Annotated in this window: 21 protein-coding genes; 11 read left to right on the forward strand and 10 right to left on the reverse strand. The window is 68.2% G+C overall.

All coding sequences use genetic code 11. The features are described 5' to 3' along the window. The first annotated feature begins 39 nt into the window (after positions 1 to 39). Genes ACFFII_RS12040 through der form a run of 3 tightly spaced genes read left to right on the forward strand, consistent with a single transcriptional unit; the run spans position 40 to position 3607 of the window. Positions 40 to 765, forward strand: a complete 726-nt coding sequence (locus tag ACFFII_RS12040) for a tetratricopeptide repeat protein (RefSeq protein ID WP_377699121.1) — start codon at positions 40 to 42, stop codon at positions 763 to 765. Between the two features lie 38 nt (positions 766 to 803). After that, positions 804 to 2126 (forward strand): PQQ-like beta-propeller repeat protein, encoded by a 1323-nt coding sequence (locus ACFFII_RS12045; RefSeq protein WP_377699122.1) that lies wholly within the window; start codon positions 804 to 806, stop codon positions 2124 to 2126. After that, positions 2126 to 3607, forward strand: coding sequence for a ribosome biogenesis GTPase Der (der, locus tag ACFFII_RS12050; protein WP_377699123.1), 1482 nt, complete (start codon positions 2126 to 2128; stop codon positions 3605 to 3607). The genes ACFFII_RS12045 and der overlap by 1 nt, the downstream gene beginning before the upstream one ends. An 88-nt stretch (positions 3608 to 3695) precedes the next feature. On the opposite strand, the gene pip is transcribed toward der, so the two are convergent. Continuing rightward, a complete protein-coding gene (gene pip, locus ACFFII_RS12055; protein ID WP_377699124.1) occupies positions 3696 to 4673 on the reverse strand; it encodes a prolyl aminopeptidase in 978 nt (325 codons plus the stop codon). Between the two features lie 60 nt (positions 4674 to 4733). Between pip and ubiG the strand changes: the two genes are divergently transcribed. Beyond that, positions 4734 to 5480 carry a bifunctional 2-polyprenyl-6-hydroxyphenol methylase/3-demethylubiquinol 3-O-methyltransferase UbiG gene (ubiG, locus tag ACFFII_RS12060; protein ID WP_377699125.1) on the forward strand — a complete coding sequence of 249 codons (747 nt, stop codon included), beginning with the start codon at positions 4734 to 4736 and terminating at the stop codon, positions 5478 to 5480. A 3-nt stretch (positions 5481 to 5483) separates the two neighbouring features. On the opposite strand, the gene ACFFII_RS12065 is transcribed toward ubiG, so the two are convergent. Genes ACFFII_RS12065 through grxC form a run of 3 tightly spaced genes read right to left on the reverse strand, consistent with a single transcriptional unit; the run spans position 5484 to position 7036 of the window. Beyond that, positions 5484 to 5936 carry a MarR family winged helix-turn-helix transcriptional regulator gene (locus ACFFII_RS12065; protein ID WP_377699126.1) on the reverse strand — a complete coding sequence of 151 codons (453 nt, stop codon included), beginning with the start codon at positions 5934 to 5936 and terminating at the stop codon, positions 5484 to 5486. After that, a complete protein-coding gene (locus ACFFII_RS12070; protein ID WP_377699127.1) occupies positions 5933 to 6772 on the reverse strand; it encodes a carbon-nitrogen hydrolase family protein in 840 nt (279 codons plus the stop codon). The genes ACFFII_RS12065 and ACFFII_RS12070 overlap by 4 nt, the downstream gene beginning before the upstream one ends. Before the next feature lie 3 nt (positions 6773 to 6775). Next, complete coding sequence (gene grxC / locus ACFFII_RS12075) at positions 6776 to 7036, reverse strand: glutaredoxin 3 (RefSeq protein WP_377699128.1); 261 nt, start codon at positions 7034 to 7036, stop codon at positions 6776 to 6778. 209 nt (positions 7037 to 7245) lie between these two features. Here grxC and ACFFII_RS12080 point away from each other — a divergent pair, with 209 nt between their 5' ends. From ACFFII_RS12080 to infB, 6 genes are all read left to right on the forward strand, one after another. Beyond that, positions 7246 to 8346, forward strand: a complete 1101-nt coding sequence (locus tag ACFFII_RS12080) for a carboxynorspermidine decarboxylase (protein ID WP_377699129.1) — start codon at positions 7246 to 7248, stop codon at positions 8344 to 8346. Positions 8347 to 8369: 23 nt separating this feature from the next. After that, entirely contained in the window at positions 8370 to 9602 is a 1233-nt protein-coding gene (locus ACFFII_RS12085) for a saccharopine dehydrogenase family protein (RefSeq protein WP_377699130.1), read from the forward strand. A 202-nt stretch (positions 9603 to 9804) separates the two neighbouring features. After that, positions 9805 to 10482, forward strand: a complete 678-nt coding sequence (rimP, locus tag ACFFII_RS12090; protein ID WP_377699131.1) for a ribosome maturation factor RimP — start codon at positions 9805 to 9807, stop codon at positions 10480 to 10482. Between the two features lie 3 nt (positions 10483 to 10485). After that, the gene (gene nusA / locus ACFFII_RS12095; protein ID WP_377699132.1) at positions 10486 to 12159 is read left to right on the forward strand and encodes a transcription termination factor NusA; all 1674 of its coding nucleotides are present in this window, start codon (positions 10486 to 10488) and stop codon (positions 12157 to 12159) included. A 16-nt stretch (positions 12160 to 12175) separates the two neighbouring features. Further along, positions 12176 to 12814 (forward strand): RNA-binding protein, encoded by a 639-nt coding sequence (locus ACFFII_RS12100; RefSeq protein WP_377699133.1) that lies wholly within the window; start codon positions 12176 to 12178, stop codon positions 12812 to 12814. Further along, positions 12804 to 15347, forward strand: coding sequence for a translation initiation factor IF-2 (gene infB, locus ACFFII_RS12105; RefSeq protein ID WP_377699134.1), 2544 nt, complete (start codon positions 12804 to 12806; stop codon positions 15345 to 15347). The genes ACFFII_RS12100 and infB overlap by 11 nt, the downstream gene beginning before the upstream one ends. 218 nt (positions 15348 to 15565) lie before the next feature. Here infB and ACFFII_RS12110 read toward each other — a convergent pair whose 3' ends face one another. The 4 genes from ACFFII_RS12110 to ACFFII_RS12125 form a co-directional block, all read right to left on the reverse strand. Further along, positions 15566 to 15694, reverse strand: a complete 129-nt coding sequence (locus tag ACFFII_RS12110; protein ID WP_090755004.1) for a hypothetical protein — start codon at positions 15692 to 15694, stop codon at positions 15566 to 15568. A gap of 154 nt (positions 15695 to 15848) precedes the next feature. Next, positions 15849 to 16271, reverse strand: coding sequence for an 8-oxo-dGTP diphosphatase MutT (gene mutT / locus ACFFII_RS12115; RefSeq protein ID WP_377699135.1), 423 nt, complete (start codon positions 16269 to 16271; stop codon positions 15849 to 15851). Positions 16272 to 16318: 47 nt separating this feature from the next. Continuing rightward, the gene (gene argJ / locus ACFFII_RS12120; protein ID WP_377699136.1) at positions 16319 to 17650 is read right to left on the reverse strand and encodes a bifunctional glutamate N-acetyltransferase/amino-acid acetyltransferase ArgJ; all 1332 of its coding nucleotides are present in this window, start codon (positions 17648 to 17650) and stop codon (positions 16319 to 16321) included. 2 nt (positions 17651 to 17652) lie between these two features. Then, entirely contained in the window at positions 17653 to 18570 is a 918-nt protein-coding gene (locus ACFFII_RS12125; RefSeq protein WP_377699137.1) for a peptidylprolyl isomerase, read from the reverse strand. Positions 18571 to 18769: 199 nt separating this feature from the next. Here ACFFII_RS12125 and secA point away from each other — a divergent pair, with 199 nt between their 5' ends. Then, entirely contained in the window at positions 18770 to 21475 is a 2706-nt protein-coding gene (secA, locus tag ACFFII_RS12130) for a preprotein translocase subunit SecA (protein ID WP_377699138.1), read from the forward strand. A gap of 220 nt (positions 21476 to 21695) precedes the next feature. On the opposite strand, the gene ACFFII_RS12135 is transcribed toward secA, so the two are convergent. Beyond that, positions 21696 to 22535, reverse strand: a complete 840-nt coding sequence (locus ACFFII_RS12135; RefSeq protein WP_377699139.1) for a DUF429 domain-containing protein — start codon at positions 22533 to 22535, stop codon at positions 21696 to 21698. Then, entirely contained in the window at positions 22532 to 23500 is a 969-nt protein-coding gene (locus ACFFII_RS12140; RefSeq protein WP_377699140.1) for a glycosyltransferase, read from the reverse strand. Before ACFFII_RS12140 ends, ACFFII_RS12135 begins: the two co-directional genes overlap by 4 nt. Positions 23501 to 23557 lie beyond the last annotated feature (57 nt).

Consider the following 23557-nt stretch of genomic DNA (forward strand, 5'->3'; position numbering starts at 1 on the left):
AGGGCGGGAACACGACAAAGGGCAGGGGCGCGGGCGCGCATGGCGAACCAGAACGACCGTTTCATCGACGAGGTGACCGAGGACCTGCGCCGCGACCGGCTGTTCCTGATGATGCGCCGCTATGGCTGGATCGCCGTGCTGCTGATCCTGGCCCTGGTGGCCGGGGCGGCCTGGCGGGAATATGCCTCGTCGCGCGACCGTGCGGCGGCCCGCGCCTTCGGTGACGCGATCCTTGCCGCCGAGGCCGAGGCGGACCCCGCCGCGCGTGCGGCAGCCCTTGCCGCGGTGCCGGCGGCCAATCCGCGCCAGGCGGGGTTGCGGGACATCCTGTCGGGGAACGCCTTGGTGGAGGCGGACGATCCGGCCGGGGCTGCGCAACGCTATGACGCGGTGGCGACAGCGGCGGGCGACAACCCCGTGGTGCGGGACCTCGCCGCGCTGAAGGCGGTGATCGCGCAGGGCCGCGGGATGAACCCGGCCGAACGCGACGCCGTGCTGGCCCAGCTCTCGGCCCCCGGCGCACCCTTCGAGATGATCGCGCTGGAACTGAAGGCGGTCGCCCTGTCAGGCGCGGGCCGCAAGGAGGATGCCGTGACGCTGATCCGCCAGATCCAGCAGAAGGACGGGCTGACCCAGGCGATGCGCCAGCGCCTGGCCGAGCACCTCATCACCCTGGGCATCGATCCCGAGCCCCAGACCGACAGCCAGACCGCCCCCGACTCGACCCTCGCGGCCGAGGTGATGCCGCCCGCGACGGGCGGTTGAGACCGCACGTTTCCGCCCGCGCCGCACCGGAGCCTTCCATGACCAGACTGACCACGCTGCTGCCCCTGATCGCCCTGACCGCGCTGGCGGCCTGCCAGCAGCGCGACGAGATCCTGCCCGGCACGCGGCTGGACCCGCGCGAGATCGTCTCGCCCGAGGGCCCCGCGGTCGAAGGGCCGGCAGGGGTGTCCTCGACGGCGCTGAACCTGTCGGCGCCGGTTTCGGTGGAGTGGACCGCCCGGGCGGCCAATCCCGCGCACCGGATGCCCCATGCCGCGCTTGCGGGCAGCGGCCAGCAGCGCCTGTGGTCGGCACCGATCGGCGAGGGCTCGGCCCGGCGTTATCGCATCACCGCCGACCCGGTGGTCGCGGGCGGGCGGGCCTTCACGCTGGACAGCCGCGCGCAGGTGGTGGCGACGGCGCTGAGCGGCGGCACGGCCTGGCGGCGCGACCTGACGCCTGCGGGCGAACGGGGCGACAGCGCCTCGGGCGGCGGCATCGCCTACGAGGGCGGGCGGATCTTCGTGACCACCGGCTATGGCGAACTGGTCGCGCTGGACGCGGGCTCGGGCGCGGTGCTGTGGCGCCAGCGGGTGGATGCGCCCATCGGCGGGGCGCCCACGGTGCAGAACGGCGTGATCTACGTGGTCGGGCGCGACGCGACCGGCTGGGCCGTGCGGGCAGCCGACGGGCGCGTCCTGTGGACAGTTTCGGGCATCCGCGCGCAGTCGGGCGTGACCGGCGTCGCCGCGCCTGCCGTGGACGGCGACCTGGTGATCTTCCCCTTCGCCTCGGGCCAGCTTCTGGCCGTGGACACGGCCACGGGGACCGAGCGGTGGAACGCGCAGCTCGCGGGCACTCGCCGGGGTCGCGCCATCGCCTTCATCCGCGACCTGACGGGCGACCCGGTGATCGCGGGCGACGTGGTGCTGGCGGGGTCGTCCTCGGGGCGGATCTATGCCTTCGACCGCGCGACGGGGACGGAAATCTGGTCCGACAAGGATGGCGCGAACAGCCCCGTGCTGCTTGCGGGCGGGTCGGTTTTCGCGGTCAACGATCAGGCGCAGCTGGTGCGGCTGGACGCCGCGACGGGCGGGCGCATCTTCGCGGTCAACCTGCCTTACTACACCGACAAGCGGGTGCGGCGGCAGGATTCGATCCACGTCCATTACGGCCCGGTGCTGGCGGGCGGGCGGCTGTTCGTGGCCTCGTCGGACGGCATCCTGCGCAGCTTCGATCCCCGCTCCGGCGCGCCGGTCGGGCAGGCGCCGATCCCCGGGGGCGCCGCAACCGCGCCCGTCGTCTCGGGCGGCACCTTGTATGTCACCGGCCGCGACGGCCAGCTTCACGCGTACAGGTAATGACCTTCACACTCGCCATCGTCGGACGGCCCAATGTCGGCAAGTCCACCCTGTTCAACCGCCTCGTGGGCAAGCGGCTGGCTCTGGTCGATGACCAGCCCGGCGTCACCCGCGACCTGCGCGAAGGCGACGCGCGCCTGGGTGACCTGCGCTTTGTCGTGATCGACTCGGCGGGGCTCGAGATGGTCGAGGACGACTCGCTGCAAGGACGGATGCGGCGCCTGACCGAGCGTGCCGTGGACGAGGCCGACATCTGCCTGTTCGTCATCGACGCCCGCGTGGGCGTGACGGCGGCGGACGAATATTTCGCCGACATCCTGAGGAAGCGCGCCAAGCACGTCATCCTGGCCGCCAACAAGGCCGAGGGTGCTGCGGGCGAGGCCGGGGCGACCGAGGGCTGGTCCCTGGGTCTGGGCGAGCCGCTGCGCATCTCGGCCGAACATGGCGAGGGGCTCGAGGACATCTACCGCGCCCTGAAGCCGCTGTCCGAGATCGTCCAGTCCGAGCGCCCCGCGCCCATCGCACCGGAAACCGACGTCACCCTGACCGACGAGCAGGCGGAATCGGGCGAGGGCGCCGAGGACTGGCGGCCCAGTGCCGCGCGGCCGCTGCAGATCGCCGTGATCGGCCGGCCGAACGCGGGCAAGTCCACGCTGATCAACAAGATCATCGGCGAGGACCGGCTGCTGACCGGTCCCGAGGCGGGAATCACGCGCGATTCGATCTCGGTCAGGTCCGAGTTCATGGGCACGCCCATGCGCATCTTCGACACGGCGGGGATGCGCAAGAAGGCGCGGATCACCGACAAGGTGGAACGGCTTTCCGTAGCCGACGGATTGCGCGCGGTGCGTTTCGCCGAGGTCGTGGTGGTGCTGCTGGACGTCGCGATCCCCTTCGAGCAGCAGGACCTGCGCATCGCCGATTTCGCGGAAACCGAGGGCAGGGCGGTCGTGGTCGCCGCGAACAAGTGGGACCTGGAAGAGGACAAGCCCCAGAAGCTGAACGAGCTGCGCGAGGCCTTCGAGCGGCTGTTGCCGCAGCTGAAGGGCGCACCGCTGGTCACGGTCTCGGCCCGCACCGGCAAGGGGCTGGACCGCCTGCACAACGCGATCCTGAAGGCGCATGAGGTCTGGAACCGACGGATCAGCACGGCGCGGCTGAACCAGTGGCTGACCGCCATGACCGAGGCGCATCCGCCGCCCGCGCCGGGCGGCCGCCGCATCCGGCTGCGCTACATGACGCAGGTGAAGACGCGCCCGCCGGGCTTTGTCGTCATGGCGACGCATACCGACCAGATCCCGGAAAGCTATCGCCGTTATCTGGTGAACGGCCTGCGGCAGGATTTCGACCTGCCCGGAACGCCGATCCGGCTGACCTTCCGCGACCAGGGATCGAAGAACCCCTACAAGGACAAGTCGAACAAGCGGCAGACCGGGGCGCTGGCCAAGCACAAGGACCGGCAGAAGCCCAAGGAGGCATGAGCTTCGGCGGCGGACCGCGGCGCTGCCCCATCGTCGTATACGAAGATCCCGGGATATTTGCCTCCGGCCGAGGGGGGCCTTGGGCGGATCAGTCGAGGCCCGCCATCGCCTGCATGACGCGGACAAGCTCGGCCGCGATGCGCGGCTCGGTCAGGGCATGGCCCGAGGCGGGGATCATCCGCAGCTCGGCCCGGGCCCATCCTTGGGCCAGGGTCCAGGCGCTGAGCGGCGGGCAGACCATGTCATAGCGGCCCTGAACGATCACGGCGGGCAGGTGCTCGATCCCGGGGCGGTCGCGCAGCAACTGGCCCTCGTCCAGGAAGCAGGCATTGACGAAATAATGGTTTTCCAGCCGGGCGAAGGCGCGCGCATAGGCGGGCGGCGCATGGCCGGAGGAGGCGTTGTCCAGCCCTGCCAGCGCGTTTTCCCAGGCGAGCCAGGGCATCGCATAGCGCGTCTCGATCGCCGGGTCGCCGCTGAAGAGCCGCCGGTGATAGGCCGCGATCAGATCGCCGCGCTCGGGTTCCGGGATCACGTCGCGGAAGCGCTGCCAGAGCTCGGGCCAGAACCGGCCCGCGCCGCCACCGTAGAACCAGTCGAGTTCCGACCGCTGTCCCAAGAAGACGCCTCGCAGGACCAGCGCCGACACGGCCTCGGGGCGCGCCTCGGCATAGGCCAGCGCCAGCGTCGCGCCCCATGATCCGCCGAACAGCACCGCCGGGGGCAGGCGAAGCTCGGCCCGGATCGCGTCGATGTCGGACAGGAGATGCGCGGTGGTGTTGCCCGCCACCGAGGCATGGGGCTGCGAACGCCCGCAGCCGCGCTGGTCGAACAGCACGATCCGCCAGTGCTGGGGGTCGAAGAAGCGCCGCATCATCGGGCTGCAGCCGCCGCCGGGGCCGCCGTGCAGGACCATCACCGGGCGGCCCTGCGGGTTGCCGCATTGCTCGACATAGATGCGGTGGCCATCGCCCCGGTCGATCATGCGGGCGTCAAAGGGCTCGATCGGCGGGTAAAGCCGGCCATGCGAGGGTGACGCGGCGTTTCGGTCTGCCATGCGGTCCATGGCTGAGATATATACCGCGCGCCGGGCGGACGCCAACCGGCGCGGAACGAGGGACTTGAGATGGACACAACCGGACCCAGCAGCATCGACGCGGCCGAGGTCGCCAAGTTCCAGGCGATGGCGGCCGAATGGTGGGACCCGGCCGGCAAGTTCAAGCCGCTGCACATGCTGAACCCGGTGCGGCTGGATTACATCGCCGGCCAGATCGCCGCCGAGTTCGGGCGCGACCGCAAGTCCCTGCGTCCCTTCGAGGGATTGCGGCTGCTGGACATCGGCTGCGGCGGCGGGCTGGTGGCCGAACCGATGGCGCGCCTTGGCGCCGTCGTCACGGGTGCCGATGCCGCCGCCGGGAACATCGAGATCGCCCGCATCCATGCGGCCCAGTCGGACCTGTCCATCGACTATCGCGCCACCACGGCCGAGGCGATCCTGGCCGACGGCGCCCGCTTCGACGTGGTCCTGGCGCTGGAGATCGTCGAGCATGTCACCGACCCGCAGGCCTTCATCACCACCTGCGCCCGGCTTCTGCGGCCGGGAGGACTGCTGATCGCATCCACCCTGAACCGCACGCCGCAAAGCTTTGCGGCCGCCATCGTGGGCGCCGAGTGGATCATGCGCTGGCTGCCGCGCGGCACGCATGAATGGTCGCGCTTCATCCGGCCCGATGAACTGGCGGGCATGTTCGAGGCCGCGGGCGTCACTGTCGTGGACCGCAGCGGGATGGTCTTCAATCCGCTGGGCTGGTCCTGGTCGCTGTCCAAGCGCGACCTGTCGGTGAACTACCTCGTGACGGGCGTGAGGCAGTAGGGCTTACGCCTCTTCCTCGAGCCGCTCGCGCAACCGGCGCAGGATGGGCAGGGCGCGGCGGACCTCGGCCGGGCCGATGTCGCGGACGACCTCGGTCAGGCGCGGCATGAAGGCCGCCAGCGCCGCGTCGCGCGCCTTGCGTCCCGAAGGGCTGATCCCCACCCACTTGCGCCGCGCGTCGTCCCAGTCGGGGCGGACATGGACATGGCCTGCCCATTCCAGCCGGCTGATCGTGTTGGTCATGGCGCTGCGGTTGACGTGAAAGGCCTCGGCCAGCTGCGCGGGCGTGCGTTCCTCGTTCAGATGCGCAAGCAGGTTCAGGACCGAAAAATGTGACAGCTGCATCCCCTTGGGCAGGGCGCGGGTGACCAGCGCGCGCGCCATCTGTTCGCTGATGATGACCTCGGCGAACAGGCTTGCCGCCAGCGAGGCGGTGGATTCGCCGTCGTCGCTCATGGTCCCCAGACCACGGGATCGTGGCGCCAGGCGGGCACGCGGGCGCGGGCGTCGTCCACCCGGGCCATGTCCAGGTCCACCAGCGTCACGCCGGGCTCGATCCCCGCATCGGCCAGCACCTCGCCCCAGGGGGCCACGGCCAGCGAATGGCCGTAGCCCTGCCGCGGCTTCCTGTCGGGGCTGTGCGGGGCGGGATGGGTGCCCGTCTGGGCGGCGGCCAGCACGAAGCAGCCCGTCTCGATCGCGCGGGCGCGCAGAAGGACATGCCAATGCGCCTCGCCCGTCTGAGGGTGGAAGGCCGCGGGTACGGTCAGGATGCGGGCGCCCGCCCTGGACAGGCGGCGGAAAAGCGCGGGGAAGCGCAGGTCGTAGCAGATGGTCATGCCGATGGGTTCGGGGCCGGGGGCCACGACGACGCGGTTGCCGGGCCGGAAGGACGCGCTTTCCCGGAAGCTTTCGCCCTCGGCGATGTCCACGTCGAACATGTGGATCTTGTCATAGCGCGCGACGATCCCGCCCTCGGGCGAGACCAGGAAGCCGCGGTTGGCAAGTCGCTGTTCGGCCGGGTCGTCGTGGCGCAGGGACAGCGAGCCGATGGACAGCCAGACGCCCAGTTCGCGCGCCGCCTCGCGCAGGGCGGCCAGCGTCGGGTCCGCGCTTTCAGGAACCAGCAGGGCGCGCTGACGGTCGCGGTCGGGCGTCACGATGTTCGTGGCCTCGGGCGTCAGCAGCAGGGTCGCGCCGCCCGCCGCCGCCTGGCGCATGAAGTCCAGCGTCACGGGCAGGTTGGTCGCCGGATCGTCGCCGGCGTTCAACTGGATCAGGGCGGCGCGCATGGATTACAGGCCCAGCAACGCGTCCAGCTTGCCCTGCCGGTCCAGCGCGTGGATGTCGTCGGACCCGCCCACATGCGTGCCGTCGATGAAGATCTGCGGCACGGTGCGCCGGCCATGGGCGCGCTGGGTCATCTCGGACCGGCGCTCGGGCTCGCGGCCGACGTCGATCAGGTCGTAGGCCACGCCCTTCTTCTGCAGAAGCCCGCGGGCGGCGTGGCAATAGGGGCAGCTCTGGGTGGCGTAGATCTCGACGCGGGCGGTCATGGCAAGGCTCCTGTCAGGCGATGGTGATGATCTAGGGGCGAAATCCCCGGCGCACCAGATGGGCGAGCGTCCCGGCGCGATGCAACCGCAACGCAGAGGCGCGCGGCCCGTTCCGGCAAGGGGCGTCACGCCCGCGTCGCAGTTGCTTGTCAGGCAGGGTCCGCAGCCCTATATGCCCGGTTTCCCTTTGCCGCCCGAGGCTTCCGTCCATGACCGAACCGCAGACGCCTTTCTACCTGATCGACCGTGCGAAGCTTCAGGCGAACATGGACAAAATGGTCCGGCTGCGCGAGCGTTCCGGCGCAAAGACCCTGCTGGCGCTGAAATGCTTTGCGACCTGGGGCGTATTCGACCAGATGTCGCAGTTCATGGACGGCACCACCTCGTCCTCGCTGAACGAGCTGCGGCTGGGGCGCGAGAAGTTTGGCGGCGAGACCCACGCCTATTCCGTCGCCTGGGCCGACCACGAGATCGACGAGGCGGTAACCTACGCCGACAAGATCATCTTCAACAGCCTCGGCCAGTTGGACCGCTTCGCCGACCGGGCGCAGGGGATCGCGCGCGGCCTGCGGCTGAACCCGCGCTTTTCGACCAGCGGCTTCGACCTGGCCGATCCGGCGCGCAAGTTCTCGCGCCTGGGCGAATGGGACATGGCGCGGCTGGAACAGGCGCTGGACCGGATCACCGGCGTGATGATCCACTACAATTGCGAGAACAGGGACTTCGACCTGTTTTCCGGCCAGCTCGATCGGATCGAGGCCGAGTTCGGCAGCTTCCTCGAAAAGCTGAAATGGGTCAGCCTTGGCGGCGGCATCCACTTCACCGGCGAGGGCTACCCGCTGGATGAACTGGCCGACCGGCTCAAGGCGTTTTCCGACCGCTTCGGCGTGCAGGTCTATCTGGAACCGGGAGAGGCCTCGATCACCGGCACCACGACGCTGGAAGTCACGGTGCTGGACATCCTGAACAACGGGAAAGAGGTCGCCGTCGTGGACAGCTCGATCGAGGCGCACATGCTCGACCTGCTGATCTACCGCGAGAACGCGAAGTTGCCGCAGGACGGCGCGTACGAATACCAGATCGCGGGCAAGTCCTGCCTTGCCGGCGACATCTTCGGTGACGCGCGCTTTCCGCAGCCGCTGAGGGTCGGGGACCGGATCAGCGTGCAGGACGCGGCGGGCTACACGATGGTCAAGAAGAACTGGTTCAACGGCGTCGCCATGCCCGCGATCTGCATCCGCGAGCTTGACGGCTCCATCACGACCGCCCGCTCGTTCGGCTATGACGATTACCGGGATTCCCTGTCCTGAACCCTCGAAAGGAGACCGCTGCGGTGGAAAAACCCAACGTCCTCATCATCGGCGCCGGCGGCGTCGCCCAGGTCGTGGCCCACAAGGTCGCGCAATGGGCCGACGAGTTCGGCGAGATCCACATGGCGAACCGGACGCAGGCCAAGGCCGACGCCATCGTCGAGGGGATCAGGGCGAAGGGCCACGCGAAGGGCCGCACGATCACGACCCACGCGCTGGACGCCATGGACAGCGCGGCGGTCGCGGACCTCATCCGCAGGACCGACGCGAAGATCGTGATCAACGTGGGCTCGGCCTTCATCAACATGACGGTGCTGCAGGGCTGCATCGACGCCGGCGCGGCCTATATCGACACCGCCATTCACGAGGACCCGGCCAAGGTCTGCGAAACGCCGCCGTGGTACGGCAACTACGAATGGAAGCGGCGCGAGGCCGTCGAGGCCGCGGGCATCACCGCCGTCTTGGGCGCGGGCTTCGATCCGGGCGTCGTCAACGCCTATGCCCGGCTGGCCGAGGACGAGTATTTCGACAGGATCGAGTCGATCGACATCGTGGACATCAACGCGGGCTCGCACGGCCGCTATTTCGCCACGAACTTCGACCCCGAGATCAACTTCCGCGAATTCACCGGCACGGTCTATTCCTGGCAGGGCGGTGAGTGGCGCGAGAACAGCATGTTCGAGGTCGGCCGCGAATGGGACCTGCCCGTCGTCGGCAAGCAGACCGCCTACCTGTCGGGCCATGACGAGGTCCATTCACTGTCCGCCCGCTATCCGCAGGCCGACGTGCGCTTCTGGATGGGCTTCGGGCCGCATTACATCAATGTCTTCACGGTGCTGAAGAATCTCGGGCTTCTGTCCGAGCAGCCTGTCCGCACCGCCGAGGGGCAGGAGGTCGTGCCGCTCAAACTCGTCAAGGCGGTGCTGCCCGACCCGGCCAGCCTCGCCCCCGACTATACCGGCAAGACCTGCATCGGCGATCTGGTGAAGGGCACCCGCGACGGCCAGCCGGGCGAGGTCTTCATCTACAACGTGGCCGATCACAAGGAAGCCTATGAGGAAGTCGGCAGCCAAGGCATCAGCTACACGGCGGGCGTGCCCCCGGTCGCGGCGGCGATCCTGATCGCACGCGGCCCTTGGGACGTGAAGCGCATGGCCAATGTCGAGGATCTGCCCGCGCGTCCCTTCCTGGAATTGCTGGGCGAGATGGGCCTGCCCACCCGCGTCATCGACGCCCAAGGCGACCGCCCGATCTGAGGCGCGACACGGGCCGCTGGGGTTGTTCAGGCTCGGCCGCCAGTGTCGCGGGCGGGAAAAGGACGTTAGACGGTTGCGGGCCTTGCAATCGGGACAGTCTTCCCCTAACTAGGCTTCACAGCGGCGCGGGGGTCCAAACTTCGCCCACCGGATGCTTGCACGGGCCGCCTGACGGCCCGTTTTTCATTTTCAGGATCGGACAATGACCGACCTCATCGCCAAGACCGCCATCGACCGGCGCCTGGCCGAGATCATCCAGCCGGTGATCGAGGGCATGGGCTATGAACTGGTGCGCATCCGCCTGCAGGGCGGCAGGACCGCCACCCTGCAGATCATGGCCGACCGCCCCGAGGGCGGCATCAACGTCGAGGACTGCGCCGAGATCTCGACGGCCGTCAGCGCCACGCTGGACGTCGAGGACCCGCTCGAGGACGCCTATCATCTCGAGGTCTCCAGCCCCGGGATCGACCGCCCGCTGACGCGGCTCAAGGACTTCGCGACCTTCGAGGGCTATGACGCGCGGCTGGAAACCAACCAGCCGATCGACGGCCGCAAGCGCTTCAAGGGCGTGCTGGCGGGGGTCGAGGGCGACGAGGTCCTGCTGAACATCGAGGAGCAGGGCCAGACCCATACCATCGGCCTGAACTTCGACCTGCTGGCTGACGCCAAGCTGCTGCTGACCGACGAGCTGATCGCTCTGATGCTGAAGCAGCGGAAAGAGGCGGGCACGCTGCCCCCCGGTGCGGAAGCGGGCGCGGGCATTGGCGATGGCCGGGCGATCGACCCGGACGACGCGGGCTTCGACGAGATCGAAATGGATGACGAGGGGCTGGACCCCGAAACCGAACAGGGCGGCCGTGATGCCGCGACCAAGGAGTGATTGATGGCCATCACCTCTGCCAACCAGCTTGAACTGCTGCAGACCGCCGAGGCGGTCGCGCGCGAGAAGATGATCGACCCCGGCCTCGTCATCGAGGCGATGGAGGACAGCCTCGCCCGCGCCGCCAAGTCCCGCTATGGCGCCGAGATGGACATCCGCGTCTCCATCGACCGCAAGACCGGCAACGCGCGCTTCACCCGCGTCCGCACCGTGGTCGAGGACGAGGCGCTGGAGAACTACCAGGCGCAGTTCACCGTCCGGGACGCCAAGCCCTATTTCGAGGCCCGCAAGGACGCACGCTGGCTGCGCGACGGCGCACCACTGACGGATTTCGCCGGTGGTCCGCAGGTCGGCGACATCTTCGAGGAGCAGGTGCCCCCGGTCGAGCTGGGCCGGATCGCCGCGCAGTCGGCCAAGCAGGTGATCCTGCAGCGCGTCCGCGAGGCCGAGCGCGACCGCCAGTACGAGGAATTCAAGGACCGCGCCGGCACCATCATCAACGGCGTCGTCAAGCGCGAGGAATACGGCAACATCATCGTGGACGTCGGCCGCGGCGAGGCGATCCTGCGCCGCAACGAGAAGATCGGCCGGGAAAGCTATCGTCCGAACGACCGCATCCGCGCCTATGTCAAGGACGTCCGCCGCGAGGCGCGCGGCCCGCAGATCTTCCTGTCGCGCACCGACCCGCAGTTCATGGCCGAACTGTTCAAGATGGAAGTGCCGGAAATCTACGACGGCGTCATCGAGATCAAGGCTGTGGCCCGCGATCCCGGAAGCCGCGCGAAGATCGCGGTCATCAGCTATGACAACTCGATCGACCCGGTCGGCGCCTGCGTCGGCATGCGCGGCAGCCGCGTGCAGGCTGTTGTGGGCGAGCTTCAGGGCGAGAAGATCGACATCATCCCGTGGTCCGAGGACCAGGCGACCTTCCTCGTGAACGCGCTGCAGCCGGCCGAGGTGGCCAAGGTCGTGGTGGACGAGGACGGCGGCAACCGCATCGAGGTCGTGGTTCCCGAGGAGCAGCTTTCGCTGGCCATCGGCCGCCGCGGCCAGAACGTGCGGCTGGCCAGCCAGTTGACCGGTCTCGACATCGACATCCTCACCGAGGAGGAAGAGTCCAAGCGCCGCCAGGCCGAGTTCAACGCCCGCACCCAGCTGTTCATGGACACGCTGGACCTGGACGAGTTCTTCGCGCAGCTGTTGGTGGCCGAGGGCTTCACCAACCTGGAAGAAGTGGCCTACGTCGACCTGGACGAGCTTCTGTCCATCGAGGGCGTGGACGAGGGCACGGCCGAGGAATTGCAGGCCCGCGCCCGCGATCACCTGGAGGCTGCCAACCGCGCCGCGCTTGAGAAGGCGCGTGAGCTGGGTGCCGAGGACAGCCTGATCGAGTTCGAGGGCCTGACCCCGCAGATGGTCGAGGCGCTGGCCAAGGACGGCATCAAGACGCTGGAAGACTTCGCCACCTGCGCCGACTGGGAGCTTGCGGGCGGCTGGACCACGCAGAACGGCCAGCGCACCAAGGACGACGGCATCCTCGAACCCTTCGGCGTGTCGCTGGAACAGGCGCAGGACATGGTGATGACCGCGCGCGTCATGCTGGGCTGGGTGGATCCCGACGAGCTGCACCCCGCGTCCGACGGGGACGAAACCCAAGTCGAGGAGGCCGGGGTGTAACGCCCCGGAGTGCCGCTTGACGCGCGGGGGTCGTGAAAAGGACCGCGAGGCGGCGCCGGAACGGCGCTGCCTTGTCACGGGCGAGGTGCAGCCCAAGGCCGGGCTGATCCGCTTTGTGGCGGGGCCGGACGGCACGGTGGTGCCCGATCTTGCCGAGAAACTGCCGGGCCGGGGCTTCTGGGTCACGGCGGACAGGCCTGCATTGCAAAAAGCTGCCGACAAGGGGCTGTTTTCCCGCGGCGCGAAGTCCCATGTAAGGGCAGAGCCGGATCTCGTGGACGGGATCGAAGCGGCGCTGGCACGTCGGGTGGTCGAGTTGATCTCGCTGTCCCGCAAGGCCGGCGACGCGGTGGCGGGATTCGAGAAGGTCAAGGGCTGGCTGGCCGACGGGAAGGCGAAGGTGCTGTTCCAAGCCAGCGACGGGTCTGACCGTGGCAAGGGCAAGCTGTGGACGCCGACCGGCGGCCGCTGGTTCGGGTGCCTCACGGCATCGGAATTGGGTTTGGCTTTCGGGCGCGATCATGTCATACACAGCGCGCTCGCGCCGGGGGGCCTGACCGACAAGGTGATCAGGGACGCCAGCAGACTGAACGGTCTGCGCGGGCATATCGGCAGTTCGGCTGCCGGGAAGGATTCGAGAGCGGATGAACGATAGAGACGGAAAGAAGCCCCTGGGTCTGGGCGGCGGCACGGGCGGGCGGTCCGGCCAGGTGAAGCAGAGCTTCAGCCACGGGCGCACGCATAACGTGGTGGTCGAGACCAAGCGCAAGCGCGTCGTGACGCCCAAGCCGGCGACGGGCCCGAACCCGGCGCTGCGGCCGAACTCGCCTGCGTCCGTGGCCTCGGATCCGTCCAAGCGCCCGGCCGGGATCACCGAGGCCGAGATGGAGCGCCGCCTCAAGGCCCTTGCCGCCGCCAAGGCGCGCGAGGCCGAGGACAACGCGCGCCGCGCCGCCGAGGAAAAGGCCCGCGAGGAAGAGCGCGAGCGCCGCCGCGCCGAGATCGAGGCGAAGGAGCGCGAGGAGCGCGAGCGCGAGGAAGCCCTGCGGCTGAAGGCCGAGGAGGACGCCCGCAAGCTGCGCGAAGCCGAGCTGCGCGCGCAGAAGAAGGCCGAGGTCACGGCGAAGCCCGCCGAGCGCACCGCCGCCCCGGACCGCGCCGCGGCCGAGGCTGCCGCCGCGCGCGCCGAAAAGCCGGGCGTGGCCGCCGGTCCCCGCCGCACCGACCGCGACCGCCGCGACACTGGCGGCGACAGTGATGCCAAGGCCAAGGCCAAGGCCGAGGAAAGCCGCCGCACCGGCCGGCTGTCGCTGACCCAGGCTCTGGCCGGGGGCGAGGGCGGGCGTCAGCGCAGCCTTGCCGCGATGAAGCGCAAGCAGGAAAAGGCCCGCGCCAAGGCGATGGGCCAGTCGCAGCGTGCCGAAAAGCAGTTCCGCGATGTCCAGCTGCCCGAAACCATCGTGGTCAGCGAGCTGGCGAACCGCATGGCCGAACGTGCCCCGGACGTCATCAAGGCCCTGATGCGGATGGGGATGATGGTCACGGGCAACCAGTCCATCGACGCCGACACCGCCGAACTGGTAATCGAGGAATTCGGTCACCGTGCCGTCCGCGTGTCGGACGCGGATGTCGAGCAGGTCATCCAGACCGTCGAGGACAAGGCCGAGGATCTGCAGGCGCGTCCGCCGATCGTCACGATCATGGGTCACGTTGACCACGGCAAGACCTCGCTGCTGGACCGCATCCGGCAGGCGAATGTCGTCGCGGGCGAAGCCGGCGGCATCACCCAGCATATCGGTGCCTACCAGGTGACGACGGAATCGGGTGCGCTGCTGACCTTCCTCGACACGCCTGGTCACGCGGCCTTCACGTCCATGCGGGCGCGCGGTGCGAACGTGACCGATATCGTGGTGCTGGTGGTGGCCGCCGATGACGCGGTGATGCCGCAGACCGTGGAAGCCATCAACCACGCCAAGGCGGCGGGCGTCCCGATGATCGTGGCGATCAACAAGATCGACAAGCCCACGGCCAACCCGCAGAAGGTCCGCACGGACCTGCTGCAGCACGAGGTCGTGGTCGAGGCGATGTCGGGCGACGTGCAGGATGTCGAGGTTTCGGCCCATACCGGGCAGGGGATCGACCAGCTGCTGGAAGCCATCGCGCTGCAGGCCGAGATCCTGGAACTGCGCGCCAACCCGAACCGGGCGGCGCTGGGTGCGGTGATCGAAGCCAAGCTGGACGTGGGCCGCGGCCCCGTCGCGACGGTGCTGGTCCAGAACGGCACGCTGAAGCAGGGCGACATCTTCGTCGTCGGCGAGCAGTGGGGCAAGGTTCGCGCTCTGATCAACGACAAGGGCGAGCGCGTGACCGAGGCCGGTCCTTCGGTTCCGGTCGAGGTGCTTGGCATCAACGGTACGCCCGAGGCGGGCGACGTCCTGAACGTCGTCGAGACCGAGGCGCAGGCCCGCGAAATCGCCGACTACCGCATCCAGGCGGCCAAGGACAAGCGCGCCGCCGCCGGTGCCGCGACCACGCTGCAGGAGCTGATGGCCAAGGCCAAGGCGGACGAAAGCGTGGCCGAGCTGCCGGTGGTGGTGAAGGCCGACGTGCAGGGCTCTGCCGAGGCCATCGTCCAGGCGCTGGAAAAGGTCGGCAACGAGGAGGTGCGCGTCCGCGTCCTGCACTACGGCGTGGGGGCGATCACCGAATCCGACGTGGGCCTGGCCGAGGCATCCAAGGCGCCGGTGATCGGCTTCAACGTCCGGGCGAATGCCCCGGCGCGGAACGCCGCGAACCAGAAGGGCGTCGAGATCCGCTACTACTCGATCATCTACGACCTGATCGACGACATCAAGGCAGCGGCCTCGGGCCTGCTGTCGGCCGAAGTGCGCGAGAACTTCATTGGCTATGCCGAGATCAAGGAAGTCTTCCGCGTCACCGGCGTCGGCAATGTCGCGGGCTGCCTTGTCACCGAGGGCGTGGCGCGTCGTTCGGCGGGCGTGCGCCTGCTGCGCGACAACGTCGTCATCCACGAGGGCACGCTCAAGACGCTCAAGCGCTTCAAGGACGAGGTCAAGGAAGTGCAGTCGGGCCAGGAATGCGGCATGGCCTTCGAGAACTACGACGACATCCGCAAGGGCGACATCATCGAGATCTTCGAGCGCGAGGAAGTCGAGCGCCGGCTGTAAGCAGCCCTTCCAAAATCAGAAACGGCGCGTCCTTTGAGGCGCGCCGTTTTTCTTTGCCGAAGGCCGAGGTGGCAAGGGGAGGAGCCCTGCCGCGTGCTTGGCCCGGCTAGAGCCGGCCCGCGGCAAGTCGAAGGAAGTCAGAAAAAAGGAAGGCCGGGCAAGCTGCCCGGCCTTTCTCACCCTTCATCTGCTGCCCGGATGAGCAGGCTGCCGATTTCTCAGCGTGCCACCGGCTTTCCGACATAGGTCTGCTCGCCCACGCGAACAGCGATCTGGCCATTTCCCAGGTCCCGTTCGAACATGCCCTGAACAGAGATGCAGCTACCCACGGTGATCGTCCGAATCATCTTTTTCTCCCCCTCCGGAAATCCGCCCTGACTCGAGGTTCCATCAGGTTCCATGTAAATGGTTTATAAAAAGTTAGCGTTCCAGTCCGGCGACGCCAGTGTAACGGCTAAGTGACGCAACGGCGCCACAGTCGGTTAAGACCATGGTCGCAAGTCACAGCCAATCCCGCAGGATCGGAACCAGCGGAAGATCTGCAGGAGGCATGGGATAGCGCGCCAGGTCCGACGCGCGAACCCAGGCGAGTTCCTGCCCCTCGCGCGGCTGCGGCGTGCCCTGCCAGCGGCGACAGGCGTAAAGCGGCATCAACAGGTGGAAGCTGTCATAGGCGTGGCTGGCGAAGGTCAGTGGCGCCAGGCAGGAGTTCCACGTCTCGATGCCCAGTTCCTCGTCCAGTTCGCGGATCAGGGCCGCTTCGGGCGTCTCTCCGGAATCGACCTTGCCGCCCGGAAACTCCCACAAGCCTGCCATGTCCTTGCCCGCCGGACGGCGTGCCAGCAGCACCCGACCACCCGCGTCGATCAGGGCCACGGCCGCGACCAGCACGACGCGCACAGCCTCCTCGTTCTTCTTCGTCATGAAATATCCCGCAGGGGTTCCGGGGGCGCGAAGCCCCCGGTCCGGCCTTACGACCGATAGTCGGCGTTGATGTCGATGTAGCGATGCGTCAGATCGCAGGTCCAGACGGTGCGCTTGCCGCGCCCCATCCCCAAGTCCACGCCGATCACCAGGCGGTCGCCCTTCATGTAGGCGCTGGCGGCGGCCTCGTCATAGCCCGGCGCGCGCCAGCCGTTCTCGGCCAGCACCATGTCGCCGAAGCGGATCGACAGCCGGTCGCGGTCGGCCAAGGCCCCGGACTTGCCCACGGCGGCCACGACGCGCCCCCAGTTGGCGTCCTCGCCCGCGATGGCCGTCTTGACCAGCGGGCTGTTGGCGATGGACATGGCAACCTTGTGGGCGTCACCGTCGCTGGCCGCGCCCGTCACCTGCACCTCGACGAACTTGGTCGCGCCCTCGCCGTCGCGGACGACCTGCTGGGCCAGGTCCAGCATCACGCCGCGCAGCGCTTGCGTGAACTGGCGCGTGGCCTTGCTGCGCAGGTCGGTGATCGCCGGGGCATCCGACCGGCCCGTGGCCGCAAGGATCAGCGCGTCCGAGGTCGAGGTGTCGCTGTCGACGGTGATGGCGTTGAAGGTCTCGTCCAGTTGCGAGGACAGGATCCGTTGCAGAAGAAGCGGTTCGACCTTCGCATCGGTGAAGATGTAGACCAGCATCGTTGCCATGTCGGGCGCGATCATCCCCGAGCCCTTGGCAATGCCCGCGATGCGGATCGTGCCGCCGCCGACCTCGATCGTGGCGCCCGCGCCCTTAGGGAAGGTGTCGGTCGTCATGATTGCACGCGCCGCCGCACTGATCCCCTTTTCGTCCAGCGAGGCGGCAAGCTCGTCCACGACCGCCGTGATCTTCTGCGCGGGCAGGGGCTCGCCGATCACGCCGGTCGAGGAGGAGAAGACGCGCCGCGCCGGAACTCCCAACGCCTGCGCGACCGCATCCGTCACCGCATCCACCGCGCGCTGGCCCTCGGCCCCGGTAAAGGCGTTCGCATTGCCCGAGTTCACGATGATCGCGGCACCCCCGTCGGTGTCCTGCGTGCCGGTCAGCTTTTCCTGGCAGTCCAGGATGCTTGCCGCCCGGGTCGAGGATCGCGTGAAGGCCCCCGCAATGGCCGTGCCCGGCGGCAGGCTGATCAGGGTCACGTCGGTGCGGTCCTGGTACTTGATGCCTGCCGAACCGGCGGCGAAGCGGACGCCCTTGATGACCGGCAGGTCGGGGAAGCGCTCGGGCGCCAGGGGCGAGACAAGCACCTCCTTGGCGGCCTGGGCCTTCTTCTCGGCCTTTTTCGCCTTCTTGGCCGCCTTCTTCGCGGCCTTTTCGGCGTCGTCCTTGTCCTTGGCCATGATCAGTTGTCCAGCAGCTCGGAGCGGTTCAGCAGCGCGGCGTCGAGCCCTTGGGTCTTCTCGACGGCGGCGGCCTCGACGCGGCTCTGGATCTCGGCCTCGACCTTGTTGCGGCGGACCTCGGTGGCAAGCTGCTCGCGCACGGCCTCGAACTCGGGCGGGGTCTGGGTGCGCTCGTCGTTCAGCCTGATGACGTGCCAGCCGAACTGCGACTGGACGGGGGCGGAAACCTGGCCCTTTTCCAGCGCCTCGACAGCCTTGGCGAAAGGCTCGACCATCATGTCGGCGGTGAACCAGCCCAGGTCGCCCTTGTTGGCCGAGCTGTTGTCGGTCGACCGCTCTTCGGCAAGCGTGCCGAAGTCCGCGCCCTTGGCGAGTTCGTCGGCGATGGCCTTGGCCTCTTCCTCGGTCGCGACAAGGATATGGGCGGCGTTGTATTCCGTCTTGGGCTCGGTCTTCTGGCCGAAGGCCGCGTCATAAACGGCGCGCAGCTCCTCCTCGGTCGGCTCGGGCGCGGCCACGCGCTCCAGCACCGAGGCGTATTGATAACCGCGGCGCTCGTTTTCCAAGAATGCCTTGTCGCGCTTGGTGGGCGACTGGGCCGCGACCTGGGCCACGGCGGTCTGACGGATCATCTGGTCCAGCATCAGGTCCCACAGGGCGGCATCGGGCAGCCCCTGGACGGACCCGGCGTGCAGGCCCTCCTTCATCGCGATCATCTGACCCAGCGTGATCGCCTCGCCGTTCACGGTGGCAACCACGGTGTCGGCGCTGGGGGCGCCGGCGGCTTCGGCCGTCGCGGGCGGGGTGGCCTGGGCGGGCGCCTCGGCCGGCGCGGGCGTCTCGGGCGCGGTCTGCGCCAGCACGGGTTGCGTCATCAGCGCGGCGGTGGCCAGCAGGGCGGGAAGCGATTTCAGCATGGCACGGAAGTCCTTTGAGGGTCCGCCTTGCGGCCATCCCGGCCGGGGCGTCGGCGTTGACAGTAGGGCGGGCGGGGCCTACATCCGGCGCAACCGAAAATGCGCGCCCGCCGCCGATTTTCCGGCCTCGTGATAGGGCAAGGCCGTCGGTCGGGGCAAGTGGGTGTCAAGCCCGCCGCGCCAAACCTGACAGGACACCATGCTCGGCATCGGAAATCTGGCAAAGTCGATCTTCGGCACTCCCAACGACCGCAAGGTGAAATCCGTAAGGCCGCTGGTCCAGCAGATCAACGCGCTGGAACCGCAGTTCCAGGCGATGTCGGACGCCGACCTGATCGGCAAGACGCGCGAGCTGCAGGGCCGTGCCCAGGCGGGCGAGGACCTTGACCGCCTGCTGCCCGAGGCCTTCGCCAACTGCCGCGAGGGCGCCCGCCGCGCCCTGGGCCTGCGCGCCTTCGACACCCAGCTGATGGGCGGCATCTTCCTGCACCAGGGCAACATCGCCGAGATGAAGACGGGCGAGGGCAAGACGCTGGTCGCAACCTTCCCCGCCTATCTGAACGCGCTGACCGGCAAGGGCGTCCATGTCGTCACCGTCAACGACTACCTTGCCAAGCGCGACGCCGAGTGGATGGGCAAGGTCTTCGCCCAGCTCGGGATGACGACGGGCGTCGTCTATCCATTTCAGGGCGATCAGGAAAAGCGGGACGCCTACCGCGCCGACGTGACCTATGCGACCAACAACGAGCTCGGCTTCGACTACCTTCGCGACAACATGAAGGGTTCGATCGAGGAGATGACCCAGCGCGGCCATTACTTCGCCATCGTGGACGAGGTCGATTCGATCCTGATCGACGAGGCGCGGACGCCGCTGATCATCTCCGGTCCCTCGCAGGACCGCAGCGAGCTTTACAAGACGCTGAACCAGTTCATCCCGGAACTGACCGAGGATCATTACAAGATCGACGAGAAGACCCGGAACGCCACCTTCACCGAGGACGGCAACGAGTTCCTTGAAAAGCGCCTGCAGGACGCCGGCGTCCTGCCGCCGAACCAGACGCTGTATGACCCCGAATCGACCACCGTGGTCCATCACGCGAACCAGGCGCTGCGCGCCCACAAGCTGTTCCGCCGCGACCAGAACTATGTCGTCAAGGACGGCGAGGTCGTGCTGATCGACGAGTTCACCGGCCGCATGATGGCCGGCCGCCGCCTGTCTGACGGTCTGCACCAGGCCATCGAGGCGAAGGAGGGCGTGGATATCCAGCCCGAGAACGTGACGCTCGCCAGTGTCACCTTCCAGAACTACTTCCGCCTTTACGAGAAGCTGTCCGGCATGACCGGCACCGCCGCGACCGAGGCCGAGGAATTCGCGGAAATCTACAAGCTCGGCGTGGTCGAGGTTCCGACCAACCGCCCGATCCAGCGCGTCGATGAACACGACCGCGTCTATCGCACGGCGACCGAGAAATACGCCGCTGTCATCGAGGCGATCAAGGAAGCCCATGCCAAGGACCAGCCGCTGCTGGTCGGCACGACCTCGATCGAGAAATCGGAAATGCTTTCCGAGATGCTCAAGCGCGAGGGCATCCCCCACAATGTCCTGAACGCCCGTCAGCACGAGCAGGAAGCCTATATCGTGGCCGAGGCCGGCAAGCCCGGCGCCGTCACCATCGCCACCAACATGGCCGGGCGCGGCACGGACATCCAGCTTGGCGGCAACGTGGAAATGAAGGTGCTGCAGGCGCTGGCCGCGAACCCGCAGGCCAACCCCGACGAGCTGCGCGCCCGGATCGAGGCCGAGCACGCCGCCGACAAGCAGGCCGTGCTGAACGCGGGCGGGCTGTTCGTGCTGGCGACGGAACGCCACGAAAGCCGCCGCATCGACAACCAGCTGCGCGGCCGCTCGGGCCGCCAGGGCGACCCGGGCCGTTCGCTGTTCTTCCTCAGCCTCGAAGACGACCTGATGCGGATCTTTGGGTCGGAACGGCTGGACAAGGTGCTGTCCACCCTCGGCATGAAGGAAGGCGAGGCCATCGTCCACCCTTGGGTGAACAAGTCGCTGGAACGCGCGCAGGCCAAGGTCGAAGGGCGCAACTTCGACATCCGCAAGCAGCTGCTCAAGTTCGACGACGTGATGAACGACCAGCGCAAGGCGATCTTTTCGCAGCGCCGCGAGATCATGGAATCCGAGGACGTCAGCGACATCGTGGCCGACATGCGCCATCAGGTGATCGACGACCTCGTGGACGAGTTCATGCCCGAGCGCTCCTACCCCGAGCAGTGGGATACCGCAGGCTTCAAGGCCGCGGTGGTCGAGCGTCTGAACATGGACCTGCCCATTGCCGAGTGGGCGGCCGAGGACGGGGTTGACCGCGCCACCGTGGCCGAGCGCATCCGAGAGGCGACCGACGGTTACATGGCCCAGAAGGCCGAGCAGTTCGGCCCCGAGCAGATGGCCCAGATCGAAAAGCAGGTCCTGCTGCAGCAGATCGACGGCAAGTGGCGCGAGCATCTGGTGACGCTGGAACACCTGCGCTCGGTCGTGGGCTTCCGCGGCTATGCCCAGCGCGATCCACTGTCGGAATACAAGACCGAGGCCTTCCAGCTGTTCGAGAACCTGCTGGAAGGGCTGCGCGGCGATGTCACGCAGAACCTCGCCCGTATCCGTCCGCTGACGGATGCCGAACGCGAGCAGATGATGCGCCAGTACCAGGCCCAGCTTGCCGCGCAGGCCGCCGCTGCGCGCCCGCAGCATGAGGGGGCCGAGGGCGGCGAGGCTTCTGCCCATGCCCCCGGCTTTGTCGAGAACGACCCGACCACCTGGGGCAACCCTTCGCGCAACGATCCGTGCCCCTGCGGTTCGGGCGAGCGGTTCAAGAACTGCCACGGGCGGCTGGTGTAGGACGGCCGAAGAAGAACGTTCTGTCCTGCCTCATGAACCCGGGTTGACAGGAGGGCGCCTCAGGGCCCCTCCGCCAGCGGGGGATGGAGGCGGGCAGGGTGGATCGCAAAGGCGAAGCAGAGAGGCTGGCAGCTGCCTCTTGCCACAACTCGCCTGACAAGGCTGTCTCGGTTTCGGGTAGTCACCTGCTTGGCGAGAACCTGCGCCGCCTTCCTCCGGCTCAATCCGCAACGTGGAAGGGAATACCCTGCCGCGCCGCCGCGGCTTCCAGCCGCAGGCGGATCGCAGGCGAAATCGGTGTCACCATGTAACCTTGATCAAGATCGCCCAGCATGGCGCTGTCCTCGGTCGGTCCGGCCCTCCAGATGATCCCGACCAAAGCGCAGATCGTGGCGTCGAGCCGGTCCTGATCGGACTTGCGCGGTTTCTGCAGAACCATCATCTCCTCGGCCCAGTCTGCAAGCGCGGGGATTCCCAGTGACAGGGCGGTGCGTTTCACGGTGCGGGCGACGGCCTGCCAGTGTTCCAGCCTGAACTTGCGTGGATGTGCCGGGTTGTACTTCGGCGCGGCGAGCCGGCCCGCGAAGCTGTCGTCCAGCGCGGGCAAGGCGAGGGCGGGAAAGACCTCGATCAGGAACAGGCCCTCGGCGGCGGCGCGCGCCCGGAAAGGATCTTCGACGGCACCGAGAGCCGCAAGGAATCGCCACATCGGTGCCAGATCGCAGAACATGCCGGTCCTGCCGCGATTGGCCGGCTGCACGCCGCCGCCGACATGGCTGACGACCGATGCCGCAAGTCTCTCCACCGGCCGCATCCCCGTGGCATTCGGCACCACGGTCGGCTGATCCAGCGCGACCAGCGCAACATCAAAGCCGTGCCGCACCGTCGTGATGAACTCCTGCGCCTCGGCGAAGGACACCAGACGCGGCAGATGGAAGGTGAGGTCTCCGTTGCGGTCGCACCCCACGGCGCAGATTGCGCCGGGAGCCTTCGGCCGATCGGTCCAGGCCGAGTCGAAGCCGAAGACGATCGATGAACGCAGCCTGTCCGCCGGACTCATCGGTCCCTGCCGTCTCTGGTCCCTGACCGCAGCCGCCCCGCTGCTGCGGCAAGCATCAGCGCTGCCGTGCCTGCGCGCGTCTGGCGGTAAACGCCCAGCCGCGCCAGCCGCGCTGCGGCCAAGGGGCCGGGCGAACCGAGGGCCGCCGCGAACTCTTCCAGGACCTGCGCGTTCTCGGGCGTCAGCAGGTCGCGCGCCGCTTTCAGCGCGGCCAGGTTCTGCCGCAGCCAGCCGCCGAAATCACCTGCGCCCAGCTGGCCCAGCCGAGCCAGGATCGCGCGGGCCGTATCGTTCCGGCCCATGACGTTGCCCCGGTGCTGCCGATACAGCACCGTCTGCGCCGGATCGCGGATGACCCGCCCGCCCGCGCCCGAGATCAGCTGATAGGCCCACCAGTCATGCGAGATCACGTCGGCCTCTGCCGCGCCCTTCCGTCCGGCCTTGAGCAGGGCGGCTCCTTCCGGATCGACCAGCATCGTGTTCGCGGGCGTGCAGGCTTGCACCAGCGCATTCCGGAAGCCCGGAGGGCGGGTGAACAATGGCGCCGGCCGCAGCACCTTCAGCGCCTCGTCGCAGATGGTCGTGCGGGTGACATGAAGGACGCCTCGCCCCGAAGGCCCCGATGCGGTCATGGCGGCCACGCCGTGTGACAGGCGATGGGGCAGCCAGACATCGTCCTGGTCGCAGAAGGCCAGCGCCTCACCTGGCTCGACCAGGTCGATCATCGACAGGAAGTTCTGCGTGGCCCCGGCCCGAGGTCCCTGCCGGATCTCGATCCGCCGCGAGGGATGCGCCGCCGCAAAACGCCGCACGACTCCCAGCGTGTCGTCGCTCGACCCGTCGTCCGAAACGATCAGGCGCCAGTCGCGGTGGATCTGACCTGCCAGGCTGTCGAGTTGCGCCCCGATGAACCGCTCTCCGTCATAAGAGGCAAGAAGGATCGCGATGGGCATCATGCGGGTCATGGCCTGCGCATAGCTGGCGGCAGAAGGCTGCGCCAGCACGCTGAGGACCGGGGATAG

The organism is Paracoccus niistensis, assembly GCF_042432925.1.
GTDB classification, from domain to species: Bacteria; Pseudomonadota; Alphaproteobacteria; order Rhodobacterales; family Rhodobacteraceae; genus Paracoccus; species Paracoccus niistensis.

What these genes read in the sequence shown, in the direction of transcription:
- ACFFII_RS12040 (WP_377699121.1), top strand. Translation starts at nt 40, where the DNA reads ATGGCGAACCAGAACGACCGTTTCATCGACGAGGTGACCGAGGACCTG.
- ACFFII_RS12045 (WP_377699122.1), top strand. Translation starts at nt 804, where the DNA reads ATGACCAGACTGACCACGCTGCTGCCCCTGATCGCCCTGACCGCGCTG.
- der (WP_377699123.1), top strand. Translation starts at nt 2,126, where the DNA reads ATGACCTTCACACTCGCCATCGTCGGACGGCCCAATGTCGGCAAGTCC.
- pip (WP_377699124.1), bottom strand. Translation starts at nt 4,673, where the DNA reads ATGGACCGCATGGCAGACCGAAACGCCGCGTCACCCTCGCATGGCCGG.
- ubiG (WP_377699125.1), top strand. Translation starts at nt 4,734, where the DNA reads ATGGACACAACCGGACCCAGCAGCATCGACGCGGCCGAGGTCGCCAAG.
- ACFFII_RS12065 (WP_377699126.1), bottom strand. Translation starts at nt 5,936, where the DNA reads ATGAGCGACGACGGCGAATCCACCGCCTCGCTGGCGGCAAGCCTGTTC.
- ACFFII_RS12070 (WP_377699127.1), bottom strand. Translation starts at nt 6,772, where the DNA reads ATGCGCGCCGCCCTGATCCAGTTGAACGCCGGCGACGATCCGGCGACC.
- grxC (WP_377699128.1), bottom strand. Translation starts at nt 7,036, where the DNA reads ATGACCGCCCGCGTCGAGATCTACGCCACCCAGAGCTGCCCCTATTGC.
- ACFFII_RS12080 (WP_377699129.1), top strand. Translation starts at nt 7,246, where the DNA reads ATGACCGAACCGCAGACGCCTTTCTACCTGATCGACCGTGCGAAGCTT.
- rimP (WP_377699131.1), top strand. Translation starts at nt 9,805, where the DNA reads ATGACCGACCTCATCGCCAAGACCGCCATCGACCGGCGCCTGGCCGAG.
- nusA (WP_377699132.1), top strand. Translation starts at nt 10,486, where the DNA reads ATGGCCATCACCTCTGCCAACCAGCTTGAACTGCTGCAGACCGCCGAG.
- infB (WP_377699134.1), top strand. Translation starts at nt 12,804, where the DNA reads ATGAACGATAGAGACGGAAAGAAGCCCCTGGGTCTGGGCGGCGGCACG.
- ACFFII_RS12110 (WP_090755004.1), bottom strand. Translation starts at nt 15,694, where the DNA reads ATGATTCGGACGATCACCGTGGGTAGCTGCATCTCTGTTCAGGGCATG.
- mutT (WP_377699135.1), bottom strand. Translation starts at nt 16,271, where the DNA reads ATGACGAAGAAGAACGAGGAGGCTGTGCGCGTCGTGCTGGTCGCGGCC.
- argJ (WP_377699136.1), bottom strand. Translation starts at nt 17,650, where the DNA reads ATGGCCAAGGACAAGGACGACGCCGAAAAGGCCGCGAAGAAGGCGGCC.
- ACFFII_RS12125 (WP_377699137.1), bottom strand. Translation starts at nt 18,570, where the DNA reads ATGCTGAAATCGCTTCCCGCCCTGCTGGCCACCGCCGCGCTGATGACG.
- secA (WP_377699138.1), top strand. Translation starts at nt 18,770, where the DNA reads ATGCTCGGCATCGGAAATCTGGCAAAGTCGATCTTCGGCACTCCCAAC.
- ACFFII_RS12135 (WP_377699139.1), bottom strand. Translation starts at nt 22,535, where the DNA reads ATGAGTCCGGCGGACAGGCTGCGTTCATCGATCGTCTTCGGCTTCGAC.
- ACFFII_RS12140 (WP_377699140.1), bottom strand. Translation starts at nt 23,500, where the DNA reads ATGACCCGCATGATGCCCATCGCGATCCTTCTTGCCTCTTATGACGGA.